Origin of the sequence: Paenarthrobacter sp. NCHU4564 (assembly GCF_052156435.1) — a bacterium.
In the GTDB taxonomy this organism is placed as follows: domain Bacteria; phylum Actinomycetota; class Actinomycetes; order Actinomycetales; family Micrococcaceae; genus Arthrobacter.
Genome location: NZ_JBQLIS010000017.1, coordinates 1 through 17,088, shown reverse-complemented (window position 1 = coordinate 17,088; position 17,088 = coordinate 1). Strand labels below are relative to the sequence as shown.

Below are 17,088 nucleotides of genomic sequence, written 5' to 3'. Positions count from 1 at the left end.
GGGTTCAAAACGCGCTCTGCTGCTACTTAGTTGGGTGGGGTTAGCCGATCAGGCGGGCGTCGCCGGTGTTGATTGCGGAGGCTGGGAAGCCGTTCTTCACCACGATCTTCTCCAGCGTGCCATCCTTGCGCAGGCCTTCCACGTAATCGTTCAGGGCCTTGAGAAGTCCGGCGTTGTCCTTGGTGACCGGGAGACACGTCTGCGGCGGTTCGAGCGAAGCCTTGATGGCATTGTCCGGCTCCAGCACTTCCACCCTGAGTCCGTTGCTGTTGTTGTGTGCCTCGCCGAAGCCATCGATACCAACGTCAAGACGACCGGACTTCAGATCCTGGAACAGGTCCACCGGAGCCTTGTACAGCTGGAGTTCTCCGCCGAGGTAGCTCTTGGCGTCATCCACCCAGACGTTTCCGTTGACGGTGCCAACCTTCTTGCCCTTGAGATCGGTGACCTTGTTCAGGCCGTCCTTGGAGATCAGCACCATCTGGTCGGTGTAGATCGGATCGGTCAAGGACAGGATTTCGGCGCGTGCCTTGGAGCGCCACCAGCCGCCCGTGGCCACATCTGCGCGGCCGCCTTGGACTGTGGGGATCACCGCTGCTGCGGCTGCGGAGACCGTGGTGATGGTGAGGCATTCCTTGGCAGCGAAGCCCATGAGGATGTCGCCGTCGACTCCCCCGAGTTCGTTGCCCTTGAACGTGACATACGGAGGCGCTTCATACACCGCCACCGTCAGGGCGCCCTTCTTCATGGTGCTGAATTCAGACGCAGGTTTGCAGTCGGCCGGGGTACTGGAGCCGGCGGCTTGAGTGCCACCGCCACAACCGCTGAGGGCCGCAGCAAGCGTCACGGCAGCCACTGCCGACGCAATCATTCGTAGTTTCATGGTGGTTCCTTTGCCTGGATGGCGTGTCAACGGTGACGTGCCAATCGATGCTCGACGAAGTTGCTGAGGGAACTCGCAGGGATGGTGATCAATGCGTACATCAGGCCCGCGAGGGTGAGGATGCTCAGGTAGCGGAAAGTGATGGAGCCGATGGAGTAGGCCTGGCTCATCAGTTCCGGCATGGCAATGGTGTAGGCCAGGGAGGTAGCCTGGAACACCATGATCGCGAATCCCATGAGCGGCGGGATGGCGATTCTGATCCCTTGGGGAATCACAACAAAGCGAAGGATGTCGCGGCGGGCCATGCCCAGGGCATGCCCCGCTTCCACCTCACCGCCAGGCACTGCCTGCAGACCGCCACGGATGATCTCGCTGGTGTAAGCCGCGGTGGTGAAGGCGAGCGCCAGCGATGCCGCGACGAAGGACGTCAGCGTCATGCCAGCCGTCGGAAGTCCAAAGTAGAACAGCTGCAGGACGACCAGGGCCGGGGTGCCGCGGCCGATCTCGATCACGCCAATGGACACAACCCGTACGGCGCGGTTCCCGGAACCTGCGCCCAAAGCCAGGACGAGGCCCGCCGGAAGCCCGATCAGCAAGGTGACGAAAGTCAGCTGGAGACTCAGTCCCAGTCCGCCCAGCAGATCCGGGAAGTACTCCACCCAGTCGTTGAAGAATGTCATCGCGCAACCCTCTTTCGGAGCCTGGCATCCAGCAACCGCGTTGCCCACGCACAGGGAATCGTCATGGCAACGTAGAGTCCCGCCGCCCAGAGGAACGGCACTATGGCGTCGCCAGTCACTGTGGATTCGTGGCCGGCCCAATAGATGGTGTCCTGTACGCCGATCACGGAAGCCACGGAGGAATCCTTCAGGAGTCCTATGGCGAAGGTGGCGGCCGCGGGTATGGACACCCGAAGCACTTGCGGACCGATGATCGTAGCCAGCGTCGCCGCCCGGGACAGTCCCAGGGCATCGCTCGCTTCCCACTGGCCCTCATGGATAGCGGTCAAACCGCCCCGGTAGATCTCCGCCACGTAGGCAGAAGACACCAGCCCGAATCCGATCACTGCCGCTGCAAAGGAACTCAGCTCGATCACCCCGGTCCCAATACCGAAGTAGATGATGAACAGCCACGCGAGCGGTGGAATGCCCCGGAGTAATTCGATGAAGCTTCTGGCAACGAACCGCACAGTTGCAAACCGCGAGCGCCGCGCCAAAACCAAGGGCACTCCCCCAAGGGCACCGAAAAGCAGGGAGGACAGTGTCAGCAGCAGCGTCATGGTGACGCCTTGGGCCACTACGCCAAGATGTTCCATGTCAGCGCTCCAATACGGCCCGCAGGAACTTCCGCGTGCGGTCCATGCTGGGGGAGGTAAAGACGTCGGCCGGGTCACCTTGCTCCAAAATGGCGCCGTCGGCCATCACCACCACGCGATCCGAGACGTCCCTGGCGAACTGCATCTCGTGGGTCACCACCACCATGGTCATGCCCTCTGCGGCCAGTTCCCGCATGACGGCAAGGACTTCCAGGCCTACCTCGGGGTCAAGGGCCGACGTTGGCTCATCGAACAGCATGACCTGCGGATCGAGTGCCAGCGCCCGGGCAATCGCGATGCGTTGCTGCTGGCCCCCGGAACAACGGCCCGGGTATTGCTGCGCCTTGTCCGTCAGGCCCACCCGCTCGAGCAACGTCAAGGAACGGGCGTCGGCTTCGGCCCGGGTCCTGCCCAGCACACGTTCCTGGGGCAGGGAAATGTTCCGGAGGACTGTCATGTGCGGGAAGAGGTTGAAGGACTGGAACACCATGCCCACGTTGCGGCGCAAACGGACCAGGTCCTTATGGCTGATGTCGGTTCCGGCGTCTACGTGGTTGCCTTCGACCGTGATGCGACCGCTGTCCGGGACTTCCAACAGGTTGATGCACCTGAGCAAGGTGCTCTTGCCGGCGCCGCTCGGCCCAATGATGGCGACTACTTCGCCCTCGCGGACGGACAACGAGACATCGTTGATCACCGTGTGCTCCCCGAACCGTTTCACCACGGATTCCAGCAATATGGCCGTCCGATGCTGTTCGGTGTCTTCTTGCATGGTTGATTCGTTCCTGACTTGGGTCATTGCTCTGGCGCGAACTGTGGGGAGGGTGGCAGGGTGCCGGCGGCAGCACCGGCGTCGAACCCTTTGCCCAGCGCGTTCAGCGCGAAGGAGGCGACGTCGAGAATCGGCACGTTGGTGTACTTGCGGATCTCCTGGCGGAATTCAGGCAGGAGCGTGCATTCGAGGACCAGGACGCCGATGTTTTCCAAGCGCCCGCCCGGGCCGAACTCCCGCTTGGCCACGGCGGCCACGCCTTCCTTCAGCAACGCCTGGTCCCAGCCGTTGCCGAGGGCGTGGTCGTTGGTGAGCATGGTGGCCCAACCGGCCTCGCTTTCCATTCCGGCAATGACAATGCGGGAGGACAACACGTGGTCGCCAAGGAGCTTGGTGGCAAGGGGCTCCGAGACCGTAAGGATGCCGATGTCCTTGCTGGTCAGTACCGAGGCAATCGGCAACAGGTCGAGGCCGCTGGTGATGACGTTGGCGGTTTGGCGCATGTCCTTGCGTGCGTAGAAAAAGAAGCCGCAGTCGGTGATGACCAGGGGGCAGTGGGCGAGCTTTTCGCTCGCCGCCCAGAAGGCTTCGATGGCTTCAGGTTCACCGTTGACCAGGGGCTCGACGCGGGCGCCGCGGGCCACGGCGTAGGCAACGGGAAGTCCCTGCCAACTGGCCGGGTTTTCGAAGAAGCCCACGGGGTTGCCGCTGATGCCGGGCGCATCCGGGGTAAGGCACTCCACATAGTCCACGGGATACGAGTCGAGGTCGCAGAGGATGACGCCGAGCTGGGGCTTGATGCTAGTCATTGCGCTCGCCCGGAACGTCGAGCAGCGCCGGAGTGCCGCCGTCGAACGCTTCCACGCGGGTGGCCGCGCTGCCAACGATCGCAACCGCGTTGACCTCCACCCTGATGCCCGGCAGGTTCAGTTCCTCGCCGATCAGGATGCCGGTGGCCGTGGGGCCGGGGGCCGGGAAGTAGCTGAAGCGGATGTCGTAGGTACGCTGCCATTCCTCGTAGCTGAGTTCACCGGCGTAGAAGGTGTTGAACTGGACGACGTCGCCCATGGTTCCGCCGAGTTCCTCGATGACCCGCTTCAGCGACTCCATGACGGATTTGCACTGGGCCACGATGTCGCCGGGGTTGCGGACGTTGCCCTGTTCGTCGAGATCCTCCTGGCCACCGACGTAGATCATGTCCCCCACGCGGATGCCGTGGCTGTGGTTGATCTTGAAGTGGCCAGGCACCTGCCAGTGGCCGGGAAGTTCTGCGAAACGGCGTTCGAGGATGGTCATGTCTTTCGTTCTCCTTTGTGGTGATCGTCACTGATCACTTCAAGCATGGAACGAAAAACAGGCCTTCAACCGGGCAACAGAACGAGGTTTGCTGGGGCTGCCGCAAGACTTTCTTGGGCTGCTGTTTAAGGTTCGACGGCGGAGCCCGGCTCAGGCGGCCGCGGCACCAAGGAGGGTGTGGATTTCGTCCAGGACGGCCTTGACGATGGGGCGCCGGGCGTCGCTGCTGCGGGTGACCGTCAGGACGCGGCGCCGGATCCCCGGTTTGTCGAAGGCATGGATCCCGACGGGCGCCACCGTGTCATCCACGGACAACGGGGGCAGCAGCGAGATGCCCCTTCCGCGGGAAATGGCTTCAACCAGCAGGAGCAGATCGTCCACCACCCAACTGCCCCTGGGCTCGAACCCCTCGGTCCGGCAGGCAAAGCGCACGGCCTGCCCGCAGGCCCCGGCTTCAGGAGTGAGAACCCAGTCGGCGTCTTTGAGGTCGGTCAGCTTCAGCCGCGGCGGCACCTTGTAGTCAGGGGCCGTCACCAGCACCAGGGGTTCGTTCATGACCTCGCGGGTCACCAGGTAGTCAGGGAATGCCACGGGCACGTTGTCGTAGAGGTCTACGATCGCAACGTCCAAGGCTCCGTTCAGCAATTGCTCGATGCTGTCCACCGGTTCCACCACGTTGACGGTAAGTTCGACGTCGGGCGCAGTCACCTCAAGCTTTTCCGCGACCGGCAGGAGGACATTCCGGGCAAGGGAGGGAATGGAGCCGATCCGCACCCTGCCTGCGAGATCGCCACTGAGCTGGTCCATCTCGGCGCGAGTTTCTTCGAGGAGCCGGATCACCGCCCGCGCCCGTTCCACCAGGATCTCGCCGGCTCCGGTCAGGCCGGCACCGCGGGATGAGCGGTCCAGGAGCTGCACTCCGGCTTCCCGCTCCAGGATGCTGATTTGCTGCGAAACCGCCGATGACGTGATGCCGAGGACCCGGGCTGCGCCAGCCAGCGATCCTTGCCGCGCTACCTCGTTGAGGAGGCGAAGACGGGAGACATCCGGGAGCGGCTTTTCGGTCATGGAACATTCTTGCATGGTTAGCTGTTCTTAAGTCAGATCCGAATGTATCTTAAGTTAAACAACGAGCTTGCTACCGGGCAATGATGCCCGGCAGCAAGCCACCCAAGAACTTCCCCCGAAAGGACGCCACGTGAACACCGTGGGAACCCACCCGTCCAGCCCTGCCCTCACTGGCATCCTCGGAGCCACTGACTCCCTCGCGCGGACCATCGCGAGCACCATCGAGGACCTCGCACCTGATCTTCGCGAACTCAGCCATGGCATCCACGGCATCGCCGAAGTTGGCTTTGAGGAGCGACTGTCAGCCGCCTTCGTAGCCGACTTCCTCCGCTACCGGGGCTTCAAGGTTCAGGCGGGACGGTACGGCCTGCGAACCTCCCTGCGCGCAGAGGTGGGCTCGGGTTCACCCAGGATTGCAGTCCTGGCCGAATACGATGCCTTGCCCGGCGTAGGCCACGGCTGCGGACACAACGTCATCTGCGCAGCGGCCGTCGGAGCTTTTATTGGGCTCGCTTCGCAGATTGAACACCTCGGCGGATCGGTTGTCCTGATGGGGACCCCCGCCGAAGAGAACGGCAACGGCAAAGAACTCATGGCCCGGGCCGGCGCGTTCGACGACGTCGACGCCGTCGTCATGCTGCATCCGTTCACGGGTGAATACGAGGTTGCGTCCTTCGCATCCCTGGCAGTCCGGGATGTGGATGTGACCTTCCACGGCGTCGCCGCGCATGCATCGTCGGCGCCACAGCTGGGCCGAAATGCCCTCGACGCCGTGGTCGCGGCCTACCAGGGAATAGCGGCACTGCGCCAGCACATCCCCGCCACGGATCGGCTCCACTGCCTCATTGTCGAGGGCGGGTCAGCGGTGAACGTCGTCCCCCACCTGGCGAGCGCCGTCGTCGAAATCCGTTCCCTTGACCCGGACGGACTGGTTGAGCTGTCGGAGAAGGTGCAGAACATCCTGGAGGGGGCGGCGCTCATGACGGGAACCCGGCTGGAGACTACGTGGGATCCGTTCCCCGCGTACTTGCCGGTCCGCAGCAACCAGGCCCTGGCGGCCAGATACCACCGGCATATCTCCGAGCGCGGGCGCAGCATCACCTTGGAAACGGAACTGGTGGGTGGCGGCTGGTCGACCGACCTGGGGAACCTCAGCCTGCGGATTCCGTCCATCCATCCGACGATCAGCATCTCCCGCGAAGCCACGCCCATGCACACGGTGGAGTTCGGCCAGCACGCCATCAGCCCGTCAGGCGACCAAGCCGTAGTGGACGGCGCCATCGGCTTGGCCTTGACCATGGCCGACTATCTGGCAGATGAGCGGCTCCGCGAGCAGGCGCAGTTGGATTTCGAGGCCGCAGGTGGAGCGGTGAACGTGGCGCAACTCCTCACACCACCTTCTGGAAAGTAGCAATGCCGTGTTAAATCCAGTCCATTTGCGCACGCTGTCAGTGGTCCTCCGGACGGGCTCCTTCGCAGACGCTGCCCGTGAGATTGGATACACAGGATCAGCGGTATCCCAACAGGTTGCCGCTCTCGAACGGGCCGTGCAGGCGCCGCTGGTGGAACGCGACGCGCAGAGCATCCGCCCCACGGAGGCGGCGAAGTTCCTGGCCGCCCGGGCAAGCGACATTATCAACGCACTCGTCACGCTGGAGGACGAGATCAAGGGGTTCAGCAAAGGCAACTACGGCCTGATGCGACTGGGGAGCTTCAGTACCGCCAGCCAACGGCTGCTGCCCTCGGGACTGGCGTCCTACCTCCGCCGGCACCCCAACTCCACCGTGGAACTTGAAGAGGACTGCCCTGCCGAACTGGCGGGCATGGTCCGGGATGCTGCCCTGGATGTCGCGGTGGTGTTCCACTACGACCTCGTCCCGCAGCAGTGGCCCTCCAATGTTGCGGCCGTTCCACTGCTGGCCGAGGAACTCATGCTCCTGCTGCCGGAGAACCACAGGCTTGCCGGGGCCGACTCCATCACTCTCCAGGATCTGGCAAAGGAGGGCTGGGTGTCCACCAAGGAGGACTCCTCCGGTGACGCATGCCTCAGGCACCTGTGTGCGAGTGGAGGGTTCGCGCCGCGCATCAGTGTGCGGAGCAACAACTACGACGCCATCCGCGGCATGGTGCGGTCCGGGGTGGGCATTGCGCTCGTGCCAGCGCTCGACCATGTTGCTACGGACAAGATCGTGGCCAGGACCATCAGCGGCTGCGTCGCCCGGCGGCATATCTCCGCCCTTCACCAGAAGTCGGAGACCGGCGTTTCCATCACCAGCATCCTGCAATGCCTCGGCCGCTCGGCGGACCGCCTTGCCGCCTCAGCGCCCGGCATCTCCCGTCAGACGAAGCAGCCCGATGCTGTGGTGCCGCTCGGCTACCTGACGAGCCTCCGCGCGTCGTAATCTCACCCAACTGGGTCGCATTTGTGCGCGTTTTGTACGCTCAAAAAGCGCACAAATTCGACCGACGTGGGGGCGCCGGCGGTGCGTTTGCGGACCCCGAGCTCGGGAGTGAACACGACGGCGCGGTGCTTGGTCCCACCGCTCTCCTGCTCCTCGGCGAGAAGCTCGACGGCGGTCCGCCCCAGCGCCTCGGTGGGCTGGCGGATGGAGGACAACGGGACGACTGCGGAGATGGCGAAATCGATGTCGTCGTAGCCAATCAGCGCCACGTCCTCCGGAATGCGAACAGTCCGCAGCATGGTGAGTGACTGCATGACGCCGAGCGCCAGGAGGTCGTTGGAACAGAAGACGGCTTCGGGGCGCTCTCCCGGTTCCCGCTCCACCAGCTTGTTGCCTACCTGCCGTCCCGCCAGGACGGTCTGGCCTGCAGAGTCGAGGACCTCAATGGATGCACCTTCCACCTCGGAAACAGCACGTTGCGCACCCTTAAGGCGGTGCGCCACCTGGCGGATGGAGGGGCTGCCCACAAAAGCCAAACGACGGCGGCCGATGTCCAGCAGGTGCCGGGCGGCCAGATAGCCACCTTCTTCGTCATCAACGGAGACCGAGCTGCAGCGGCCTTCATCAGCGAGCTGGTCCACCAACACCGTGGGCACGCCGCGCTCGCGCAGGGTATCGATCCGTTCGGAAACATCGCACACGGGTGAGATGAGCAGACCCTGGACACGCTGCTCCTGGAACAGGTCCATGTAATGCGCTTCGCGGGCAGCATCCTGGCCACTGTCCCCCACGAGGACTACACTCCCCATCGCCGTTGCGGCGTCCTCGGCCGCCCGGGCGACAGACGAAAAGAAGGGGTTTCCGACGTCGAGTACCACCAAGCCGATGGTGCGGCTCTGGCCTGCGCGGAGTTGCCGGGCAGCGTCGTTGCGGACGAAACCCAGTTCAGCGATGGACTTGAGGACGCGCTCCTTGGTCCGCTGCGACACCCTGTCCGGGTAATTCAGCACATTGGACACGGTACCCACGGCAACCTTGGCATGGGTGGCGACGTCTTTGATGCTCGCTGTTTGGGACATGCTTTCCGATCTCCCCGGGCTCGAATTCTCAAGTACAGGCAATGCCTTGACACCCCCTTTTGTGCGGGGTAGTTTGAATCGTAACAAATGAAACGATTCAAAGACGAGTAACCCCGGAGAACCACAGATGAGGGTATGTTTCCGCTCCTCCGTCCAGCCAGAGTTGATGGACGAGTACAAGCGCCGCCACGCCGCCGTATGGCCGGAAATGCTCCGTGCGCTCAAAGATGCGGGCTGGAACAACTACTCGCTCTTTCTGGCGTCAGACGGACAGTTGATCGGCTACTTGGAATGTGAGGACTACCAGGCGGCACAAGCCCGAATGGCCCTCACGGAGGTCAACGCACGATGGCAGACCGAGATGGCCACACTCTTTGCCAACAGCGATGTCCCTCCGGACGAGGGCTTCGAAATCGTCGAGGAAGTTTTCAACCTGGAAGACCAACTGGCTTCGGCTTCCGAAGCCGGCAACGCCCCTACCCATCAGAAGGAACAAGCATGAACACCACAGAATCGGCCCTTGGCCGCTTGGGGGAACTGGCCATTGAAGTGCCGTCCTGGGCCTATGGGAATTCGGGGACCCGGTTCAAGGTCTTCGGCACTCCGGGTACGCCTCGCACCGTCCAGGAGAAGATCGCCGACGCCGCGAAGGTTCACGAGCTCACGGGGCTCGCACCTACTGTGGCGCTGCATATCCCGTGGGACAAGGTGGAGGACTACTCGGAGCTCCGGGAGTATGCGGAAGGGCTCGGCGTTGGTTTGGGCACGATCAACTCGAACACGTTCCAGGATGATGAGTACAAGTTCGGTTCCCTGACTTCGTCCAACGAATCGGTCCGCCGCCGGGCGATTGAGCATCACTTGGACTGCATCGGGATTATGCACGCCACCGGTTCCCGGGATTTGAAGATCTGGCTGGCCGACGGCACAAATTACCCGGGCCAGGACGACATGCGCGGCCGGCAGGACCGCTTGGCCGAGTCGCTCCAGGAAATCTACGCTGCCTTGGGCGATGAGCAGCGGCTGGTGTTGGAGTACAAGTTCTTCGAGCCCGCTTTCTACCACACCGATGTTCCGGACTGGGGTACCTCCTACGCCCAGACACTTGCCTTGGGTGAGAAGGCCTTCGTGTGCCTGGACACCGGCCACCACGCCCCGGGCACCAATATCGAGTTCATCGTGATGCAGCTCCTGCGCCTGGGCAAGCTCGGGTCGTTCGACTTCAACTCCCGCTTCTACGCCGATGACGACCTGATCGTCGGCGCGGCTGACCCGTTCCAGTTGTTCCGCATCATGCACGAGGTCATCCGCGGTGGCGGCTTCGGTGCAGAATCGGGAGTTGCGCTCATGCTGGACCAGTGCCACAACCTGGAAGAGAAGATCCCGGGCCAGATCCGCTCGGTGCTCAACGTGCAGGAAATGACTGCCCGCGCCCTGCTGGTGGACACCGCAGCATTGAACGAGGCCCAGCGTGCCGGGGATGTCCTGGCCGCGAACGGCATTTTCAACGATGCCTTCTACACCGATGTCCGCCCGGTCCTGGCCGAATGGCGTGAATCCCGCGGCCTGCCCGCCGACCCGATCGCTGCCTACAAGGCCAGCGGCTACCAGAAGAAGATCAACGAGGACCGCGCAGGCGGCCAGCAAGCCGGATGGGGCGCTTAATTCAAATGAGCAACAAAACTGTTGAAGACCTGATCACCCGTTCCAACCGCCTCGGCGCGGACAAGCGGAACACCAACTTCGCCGGCGGCAACACCTCCGCCAAGGGCACCGAGAAGGACCCGGTCACCGGCCAGGACGTCGAGCTCCTCTGGGTCAAGGGATCCGGCGGTGACCTGGGCACCCTGAAAGCGGAGAACCTTGCTGTCCTCCGGCTCGACCGGCTCCAGGCGCTCAAAGCCGTGTACCCCGGCGTCGAGCGTGAAGACGAAATGGTGGCCGCGTTCGATTACTGCCTGCACGGCAAGGGCGGCGCAGCGCCGTCGATCGATACCGCCATGCACGGCCTGGTGGACGCCGCGCACGTGGACCACCTGCACCCGGACTCGGGCATTGCGGTCGCGACGGCGGTGGACGGCGAAGCGCTCACGTCCAAGATTTTCGGTGACAAGGTGGTGTGGGTTCCCTGGCGTCGTCCCGGGTTCCAGCTGGGTTTGGATATCGCAGCGATCAAGGAAGCCAACCCGCAGGCCATCGGCACCATCCTGGGCGGGCACGGCATCACCGCGTGGGGCGCCACGTCCGAGGAGGCCGAGGCCAACTCCCTCTGGATCATCGACACCGCCGAAACCTACATCAAGGAGAACGGCAAGGAACAGCCCTTCGGCCCTGCCCTGCCGGGCTACGGCGCCCTCCCCGAAGCCGAGCGCAGGGCCAAGGCAGCAGCGTTGGCCCCGGTGATCCGCGGCCTGGCCTCCACCGACAAACCGCAGCTGGGGCACTTCAGCGATGACGCCGTCGTGCTTGAATTCCTGGCCGCGACCGAGCACCTGCGCCTTGGCGCGCTCGGCACCTCCTGCCCGGACCACTTCCTCCGTACCAAGGTCAAACCCCTCATCCTCGACCTGCCCGCGGACGCCTCCATCGAAGACTCCGTGGCCCGCCTGAAGGAGCTGCACGCCGAATACCGGCAGGACTACCAGGCCTACTACGACCGCCACGCGGACGCAGATTCACCCGCGCTGCGCGGCGCGGACCCGGCGATCGTGCTGGTCCCGGGCGTGGGTATGTTCTCCTTCGGCAAGGACAAGCAGACCGCACGGGTGGCCGGGGAGTTCTATATCAACGCGATCAATGTGATGCGCGGGGCCGAGGCGATCTCCACGTACGCCCCGATCGAGGAATCCGAGAAGTTCCGCATCGAATACTGGGCCCTGGAAGAAGCCAAGCTCGCCCGCATGCCCAAACCCAAGTCCCACGCGACCCGCATCGCTTTGGTGACCGGTGCGGCGTCGGGCATCGGCAAGGCCATCGCCACCCGTCTGGCGTCCGACGGCGCCTGCGTGGTGATTGCCGACCTCAACCTTGAGAACGCGGAGAAGGTTGCAGAGGAACTGGGGGGACCCGACGTCGCCATCGGCGTCCAGGCCGACGTGACCGACGAAGCCCAGATCGACGCCGCGATCGCCGAGGCCGTGCTCGCCTTCGGTGGCCTGGACCTGGTGGTCAACAACGCCGGCCTGTCCATCTCCAAGCCGTTGCTGGAAACCACCGAGAAGGACTGGGACCTGCAGCACAACGTCATGGCCAAGGGCTCGTTCCTGGTGTCCAAGGCCGCAGCGAAGGTCATGATCGACCAGGGCCTGGGCGGAGACATCATCTACATCTCCTCCAAGAACTCCGTGTTCGCCGGCCCGAACAACATCGCCTACTCCGCCACCAAAGCCGACCAAGCCCACCAGGTCCGCCTGCTCGCCGCGGAACTCGGCGATCACGGCATCCGCGTCAACGGCATCAACCCCGACGGCGTGGTCCGCGGCTCCGGCATCTTCGCCGGCGGCTGGGGAGCCAAGCGGGCGGCTGTGTACGGGGTGGACGAGCAGGAACTGGGCAAGTACTACGCCCAACGCACCCTCCTCAAACGCGAAGTGCTCCCCGAACACGTAGCCAACGCCGCCGCAGTGCTCACCAGCAACGAACTCTCCCACACCACCGGCCTCCACATCCCCGTGGACGCCGGCGTCGCGGCAGCGTTCCTCCGATAGGTCACATCGTGAACAACGCTGCAACGACGAGCACCGCCCCGGCCAACGCCGGGGCGGTGCCCGCTCCCCATGCCAAACAAGTCTTCGCCGCCATCGACATCGGCGCGTCCTCCGGTCGCGTCATGCTCGGCCGCGTCTGCCCCTCCACAGGCGCCACTCTGGAGACCGTCCACCGTTTTCCCAACGGGGTCGTGGAGCTCGACGGCGGACTCCACTGGGACTTCGACGCCCTCTTCGCCGAGGTACTCAAGGGCCTGGCGGCCGCTGCTTCGGTAGCAGCGGCGAAGGGGGAACGGATCGCCAGCATTGGGATCGATACGTGGGCGGTGGACTACGGACTGGTGAACTCTTCGGGGGAATTGGTCTCAGTGCCCTTCAGCTACCGCGACGAGCGCAGCCGTTCCACCGTCTCACGGGTCCACGCGGCCATCCCCCCGGAGAAGCTCTACGCGACCACGGGATTGCAGTTCCTGCAGTTCAACACCGTGTACCAACTCGCCGCCGAGGCAGTGCTCGACGGATTGCAGGCACTTCTCATCCCGGACCTGATCGCCTTCCTCCTGACCGGAGTCCGCCGGACCGAAGCCACGAACGCGTCCACCACCGGGCTGTTCGATGCTGTTTCCGGCCAGTGGGCCACAGAGTTCCTGGACGCCTTGGGGCTGTCACGGGACATCTTCCCACCGCTCATCCAACCCGGGGAAACAGTCGGCACCCTCCTGCCTGCGATCCGCGAGCAGACCGGGCTTCCCGAGGACACCGTCGTAGTTGCCGTGGGTTCCCACGACACCGCCTCGGCCGTCGCAGCCGTCCCCGCGCTGGACCAGGATTTCGCCTACATTTCCTCCGGCACGTGGTCCCTGGTGGGCGTGGAGCTGGATGCACCGGTGCTCACTGAAGCCAGCCGGACAGCGAACTTCACCAACGAGCGCGGCGTGGACGGAACCATCCGCTACCTTCGCAACGTCGGCGGGCTGTGGTTGCTCAGCGAATGCCAACGCACCTGGGCAGCCCAGGGCTTCAGCCAATCACTGCCTGCCCTGCTCGACGCCGCCGCGGCATTGCCGCCGGGTGGTCCGCAGATCAACGCTGACGATCCCACGTTCACGGCGCCGGACAACATGCCCGAACGCATCCGCGCAGCCGTTCGGCACAACGGCGACGTACTCGCGGACCGGCCTGCCGCCGTCGTGCGCTGCATCATGGACAGCCTTGCAGCAGGTTACGCACGGACGCTGGCCGACGCCGAACGGCTCACCGGCCGCAGCACCAGCGTGGTGCACATAGTGGGCGGCGGCTCCCAGAACCGGCTCCTCTGCCAACTGACCGCGGACGCTACCGGCAAACCCGTGATCGCGGGGCCGGTGGAGGCGACCGCGCTGGGCAATGTGCTGGTGCAGGCCCGGGCCGCCGGAGTGGTCACGGGCGGGCTGGCTGAACTGCGCTCGCTTGTGGCCTCAGGTACGGAACTGGTGCGCTACGAGATTGGTCGTCAGAGTCCCGTCACCGTATAGCGGCGCTGGATGCCGGCCGTGGCCCGGCCCCATTCGCTGGCAGCGACGCGGTCTTGGTGTGCCCTGAATGATGCGGCGTCGTCGAACAATTCATCGACCTGCCACACGCAGGGGTCCTCGGTTGCGTTCACTTGGAAGGAGACGCAGCCGGGTTCGGCGAGCGTCAATTCGACGTGGCGGGCCAGATGCTCGACGACGATCGCCGCCTCATCCAGGTCCTGGCAGACGAGTTGCCCAGTAAGACGTACTTCGGTCATGGTTCCTCCTGTTCGCGGGAAACGTGCGTGGTCGCCGGAACTTTCCAGGGGTCCTGGCGTGTTTGCCGCGACTTCACGATTCCGGCCCGGCGCGGCCACGCGCTACCCCATCACCCACGCCGCCCCCAGCAGCAGCGGCACTGCAAGGATTGACGTGGTCACGGCGGTTGATTGTGCGATCTTCTGGCCCACCCCATACCTGAGTGCATAGAGCACCACGTTCTGCCCGGTGGGGAGGATTGCGCAGGCCGTGACAACAAAGGTGCTGAAGGAATCGAGGCGGAAAACAAAGACCGCCAGCACCCACGCCATTGCCGGCTGGATCACGGATTTCAAGGCGATGGCCAGCGCCGTGGGAGCCCTCTCCCCGATCCCCTGCCCGGCGGACAATCCATGCAACGACATGCCAAAAATGATCAGCATGAGCGGCACCGCGAGTTGGGCCACAAGCCTGAGGGGATCGAGCGTCCACGACGGTAACTCGATGCCCAAAGCGCTCACAATGACACCGAGGATCGCCGCCACGGTCACGGGGTTCCTGAAAGGCGTGGCCAGGATCCGCCACACGGAAACTTTGGTGGCAGTCGGGTTCGTGAGGTCAAGGATGGTCAGGGCGATCGGTGTCACCACGGCCAGCTGGAACAACATGATGGGCACCACGTAGGTGGTGCTGCCCAGGATGTATTGGGACAGCGGGACGCCCAAATTGGTCGAGTTCACAATGCCCGTGGCCAAAGCGCCGATCGTGGTTCGCCTGACACCCCAGCGGAAAATTGCGCCGGCCAGGGCAAACACCAGCATGACAGCCGAGGCCGTAACCAACGAGATCAAGCCCGTCGGGCTCAGGACATCGCTGATGTGCCGGGACGCAATCGTGGAGAACATCAGGCTCGGCAAGCCCACCATGAACGTGAGCGTCGAGAGCACCTTGCTGCCCTGCGGCCCCAAGGCGTTGGTCTTGCCCAGGACGTAACCAACCAACAGGACCACGCCCACCACAAAGAAGCCTTTCAGTACTCCGTCCAAGCTTCTTGTCCTTTGATTCGGCGATGGTGGCCCCCAGCGATGGTAACCGCTTTCACGCCGCCCAGGGCCCGAACGTCTGCTACGTCACAGCGCCCGTGAAGGGTCCCGCGCTAAACTGATCGCATTATGATCCGCACAATGTTCAAGTCCAAGATTCACCGCGCTACGGTGACTCATGCCGACCTCCACTATGTCGGTTCGGTCACCGTTGACCTGGACCTTCTGGACGCTGCCGACATCCTCCCCGGCGAACTCGTCTCCATTGTGGACATCACCAACGGGGCCCGCCTGGAGACCTACACCATCGCCGGCGAGCGCGGTTCGGGCGTGATCGGCATCAACGGTGCCGCTGCGCACCAGGTCCATGTGGGCGACCTCGTCATCCTGATCACGTACGCGCAGATGACCACGGAAGAGGCCAAGTCCTACGAGCCCAGAGTGGTCCATGTAGGTGCGGACAACCAGATCCTGCAACTCGGCAACGATCCTGCCGAGGCGCACACTCCGGGCCTGATGCGCCCGCCGCACGCCTTGAGCAACGCGGCGCATCTCAGCTGACCCAGCCACACGCATAACCACGACGGCGGCACTCACGCGGGTGCCGCCGTCGTGCTTTAACGCGGTGTCCGGATGACGGACGATTGGCCCGAAAACGCTTACTGACCCAATAAATCTGATTAGGCTGGGACGGTGACCCACCGCTTCCCTGCCAGCACGCCGCCATGATCGGTGTCCTGTCCGGTTTCTTCGTGGTGTGGGCCATCATCCTGGTGGGCATGTTCGTTGGCCGGCGCAACATCCTCGGGGAGAACGCGCGGTCGGTCCTCAGCTCGTTGACGTTCTTCGTCGCCAGCCCGGCCCTGCTGTTCGAGACGTTGAGCAAGGCCAAACTGCACGATGTGTTCGCGGCGCCCCTGCTGGTTACGGCAGTCGGGGCGACCATCACCGGGCTATTGTTCTTCCTCATCGCCAAGTTCTGGTTGAAGCGGAGCCTGCCGGAGTCGCTCATGTCCTCCATGAGTTCGTCGCTGGCCAACTCCGCGAATCTCGGCATCCCCATTGCGGTGTTTGTCCTGGGAGATGCGAGTTACGTTGCCCCGCTGCTCATTTTCCAGCTGGCCTTCTTTACCCCGCTCTACCTGATGGCCCTGGATGCGAGCACCAGCACGCACCGGACCACTCCCCTGCGCTTCCTGCTGATGATCGTGAAGAACCCGATGATTGTGGGCTCGGCTTTGGGTCTGATCGTGGCCGGCACGGGGTTCCAGGTGCCGACGCTGATCCTGGAGCCGATCCATCTCATCGGTGGCGCAGCGATTCCGGCCATGCTGATGGCGTTTGGTATGAGCCTCAATGGTTCACGGCCCCTGCAGAAGTCTGAAGGCAGACAGCTGGACACCCTCCTGGCGAGCGGCTTCAAGCTGATCGTGCACCCCTTGATCGCCTACCTGTTTGCCCGCTTCGCGTTGAACATGGACGGCCATGCCTTGTTCGCGGTGGTGGTGACCTCCGCGCTGCCCACCGCCCAGAACGTGTTCGTCGCGGCCAACCGGTATCAGGCGGGCATCACGGTGGCCAAGGACACGGTGCTCATTACGACCATCGTTGCCGTCCCCGCGATGATCGCCATAGCTCTGCTGCTCACCTAACCGCCCCCTCACCCAAGTAGGTCGCATTTGTGCGCGTTTTGACGGGGCGGTTTCTAGCGGTTATCGCAACAGGAAGGTTCTGATCATCTCATTTGGGGTGCAGAAGTCGAATCGTTGGCG

General features: G+C 63.8%; 18 protein-coding genes. 8 read left to right on the top strand and 10 right to left on the bottom strand.

The features are described from left to right. Nucleotides 1-40: 40 nt before the first annotated feature. The 7 genes from ACSVIE_RS15910 to ACSVIE_RS15880 form a co-directional block, all read right to left on the bottom strand. Nucleotides 41-883 carry a substrate-binding periplasmic protein gene (locus ACSVIE_RS15910; protein ID WP_442424468.1) on the bottom strand — a complete coding sequence of 281 codons (843 nt, stop codon included), beginning with the start codon at nucleotides 881-883 and terminating at the stop codon, nucleotides 41-43. 26 nt (nucleotides 884-909) lie between these two features. Beyond that, nucleotides 910-1,563 (bottom strand): amino acid ABC transporter permease, encoded by a 654-nt coding sequence (locus ACSVIE_RS15905; protein WP_442424467.1) that lies wholly within the window; start codon nucleotides 1,561-1,563, stop codon nucleotides 910-912. Beyond that, nucleotides 1,560-2,198, bottom strand: coding sequence for an amino acid ABC transporter permease (locus ACSVIE_RS15900; protein ID WP_442424466.1), 639 nt, complete (start codon nucleotides 2,196-2,198; stop codon nucleotides 1,560-1,562). The genes ACSVIE_RS15905 and ACSVIE_RS15900 overlap by 4 nt, the downstream gene beginning before the upstream one ends. A gap of 1 nt (nucleotide 2,199) precedes the next feature. Continuing rightward, a complete protein-coding gene (locus tag ACSVIE_RS15895) occupies nucleotides 2,200-2,970 on the bottom strand; it encodes an amino acid ABC transporter ATP-binding protein (RefSeq protein WP_426004450.1) in 771 nt (256 codons plus the stop codon). Between the two features lie 23 nt (nucleotides 2,971-2,993). Then, nucleotides 2,994-3,779: a hypothetical protein gene (locus tag ACSVIE_RS15890; protein WP_426004451.1), complete on the bottom strand. Its 786-nt coding sequence runs from the start codon at nucleotides 3,777-3,779 to the stop codon at nucleotides 2,994-2,996. Continuing rightward, entirely contained in the window at nucleotides 3,772-4,266 is a 495-nt protein-coding gene (locus ACSVIE_RS15885) for a RidA family protein (RefSeq protein ID WP_426004452.1), read from the bottom strand. Before ACSVIE_RS15885 ends, ACSVIE_RS15890 begins: the two co-directional genes overlap by 8 nt. A gap of 150 nt (nucleotides 4,267-4,416) precedes the next feature. Beyond that, nucleotides 4,417-5,334, bottom strand: a complete 918-nt coding sequence (locus ACSVIE_RS15880; protein WP_426004453.1) for a LysR family transcriptional regulator — start codon at nucleotides 5,332-5,334, stop codon at nucleotides 4,417-4,419. A 130-nt stretch (nucleotides 5,335-5,464) separates the two neighbouring features. On the opposite strand from ACSVIE_RS15880, the gene ACSVIE_RS15875 reads away from it, so the two are divergent. Next, nucleotides 5,465-6,745 carry an amidohydrolase gene (locus ACSVIE_RS15875; protein ID WP_442424465.1) on the top strand — a complete coding sequence of 427 codons (1,281 nt, stop codon included), beginning with the start codon at nucleotides 5,465-5,467 and terminating at the stop codon, nucleotides 6,743-6,745. Between the two features lie 25 nt (nucleotides 6,746-6,770). After that, the gene (locus ACSVIE_RS15870; RefSeq protein ID WP_426004455.1) at nucleotides 6,771-7,736 is read left to right on the top strand and encodes a LysR family transcriptional regulator; all 966 of its coding nucleotides are present in this window, start codon (nucleotides 6,771-6,773) and stop codon (nucleotides 7,734-7,736) included. Between the two features lie 2 nt (nucleotides 7,737-7,738). On the opposite strand, the gene ACSVIE_RS15865 is transcribed toward ACSVIE_RS15870, so the two are convergent. Continuing rightward, nucleotides 7,739-8,815, bottom strand: coding sequence for a LacI family DNA-binding transcriptional regulator (locus ACSVIE_RS15865; protein WP_442424464.1), 1,077 nt, complete (start codon nucleotides 8,813-8,815; stop codon nucleotides 7,739-7,741). 127 nt (nucleotides 8,816-8,942) lie between these two features. Between ACSVIE_RS15865 and ACSVIE_RS15860 the strand changes: the two genes are divergently transcribed. The 4 genes from ACSVIE_RS15860 to ACSVIE_RS15845 are packed head-to-tail and all read left to right on the top strand — an operon-like array spanning nucleotide 8,943 to nucleotide 14,036. Continuing rightward, nucleotides 8,943-9,317: an L-rhamnose mutarotase gene (locus ACSVIE_RS15860; RefSeq protein ID WP_442424463.1), complete on the top strand. Its 375-nt coding sequence runs from the start codon at nucleotides 8,943-8,945 to the stop codon at nucleotides 9,315-9,317. Then, nucleotides 9,314-10,480: an L-rhamnose isomerase gene (gene rhaI / locus ACSVIE_RS15855; RefSeq protein ID WP_442424462.1), complete on the top strand. Its 1,167-nt coding sequence runs from the start codon at nucleotides 9,314-9,316 to the stop codon at nucleotides 10,478-10,480. The genes ACSVIE_RS15860 and rhaI overlap by 4 nt, the downstream gene beginning before the upstream one ends. A gap of 5 nt (nucleotides 10,481-10,485) precedes the next feature. Beyond that, nucleotides 10,486-12,522 carry a bifunctional aldolase/short-chain dehydrogenase gene (locus ACSVIE_RS15850; protein ID WP_442424461.1) on the top strand — a complete coding sequence of 679 codons (2,037 nt, stop codon included), beginning with the start codon at nucleotides 10,486-10,488 and terminating at the stop codon, nucleotides 12,520-12,522. Between the two features lie 8 nt (nucleotides 12,523-12,530). Next, a complete protein-coding gene (locus tag ACSVIE_RS15845; RefSeq protein ID WP_442424460.1) occupies nucleotides 12,531-14,036 on the top strand; it encodes a rhamnulokinase in 1,506 nt (501 codons plus the stop codon). On the opposite strand, the gene ACSVIE_RS15840 is transcribed toward ACSVIE_RS15845, so the two are convergent. Together ACSVIE_RS15840 and ACSVIE_RS15835 are read right to left on the bottom strand one after the other, a co-directional pair. Beyond that, nucleotides 14,015-14,293 (bottom strand): putative quinol monooxygenase, encoded by a 279-nt coding sequence (locus ACSVIE_RS15840; RefSeq protein ID WP_426004463.1) that lies wholly within the window; start codon nucleotides 14,291-14,293, stop codon nucleotides 14,015-14,017. The genes ACSVIE_RS15845 and ACSVIE_RS15840 overlap by 22 nt on opposite strands. Before the next feature lie 102 nt (nucleotides 14,294-14,395). Continuing rightward, nucleotides 14,396-15,319: an AEC family transporter gene (locus ACSVIE_RS15835; RefSeq protein WP_442424459.1), complete on the bottom strand. Its 924-nt coding sequence runs from the start codon at nucleotides 15,317-15,319 to the stop codon at nucleotides 14,396-14,398. A 126-nt stretch (nucleotides 15,320-15,445) separates the two neighbouring features. Here ACSVIE_RS15835 and panD point away from each other — a divergent pair, with 126 nt between their 5' ends. Then, nucleotides 15,446-15,877: an aspartate 1-decarboxylase gene (gene panD, locus ACSVIE_RS15830; RefSeq protein WP_426004465.1), complete on the top strand. Its 432-nt coding sequence runs from the start codon at nucleotides 15,446-15,448 to the stop codon at nucleotides 15,875-15,877. Between the two features lie 164 nt (nucleotides 15,878-16,041). After that, nucleotides 16,042-16,968: an AEC family transporter gene (locus ACSVIE_RS15825; RefSeq protein ID WP_442424458.1), complete on the top strand. Its 927-nt coding sequence runs from the start codon at nucleotides 16,042-16,044 to the stop codon at nucleotides 16,966-16,968. Nucleotides 16,969-17,088 lie beyond the last annotated feature (120 nt).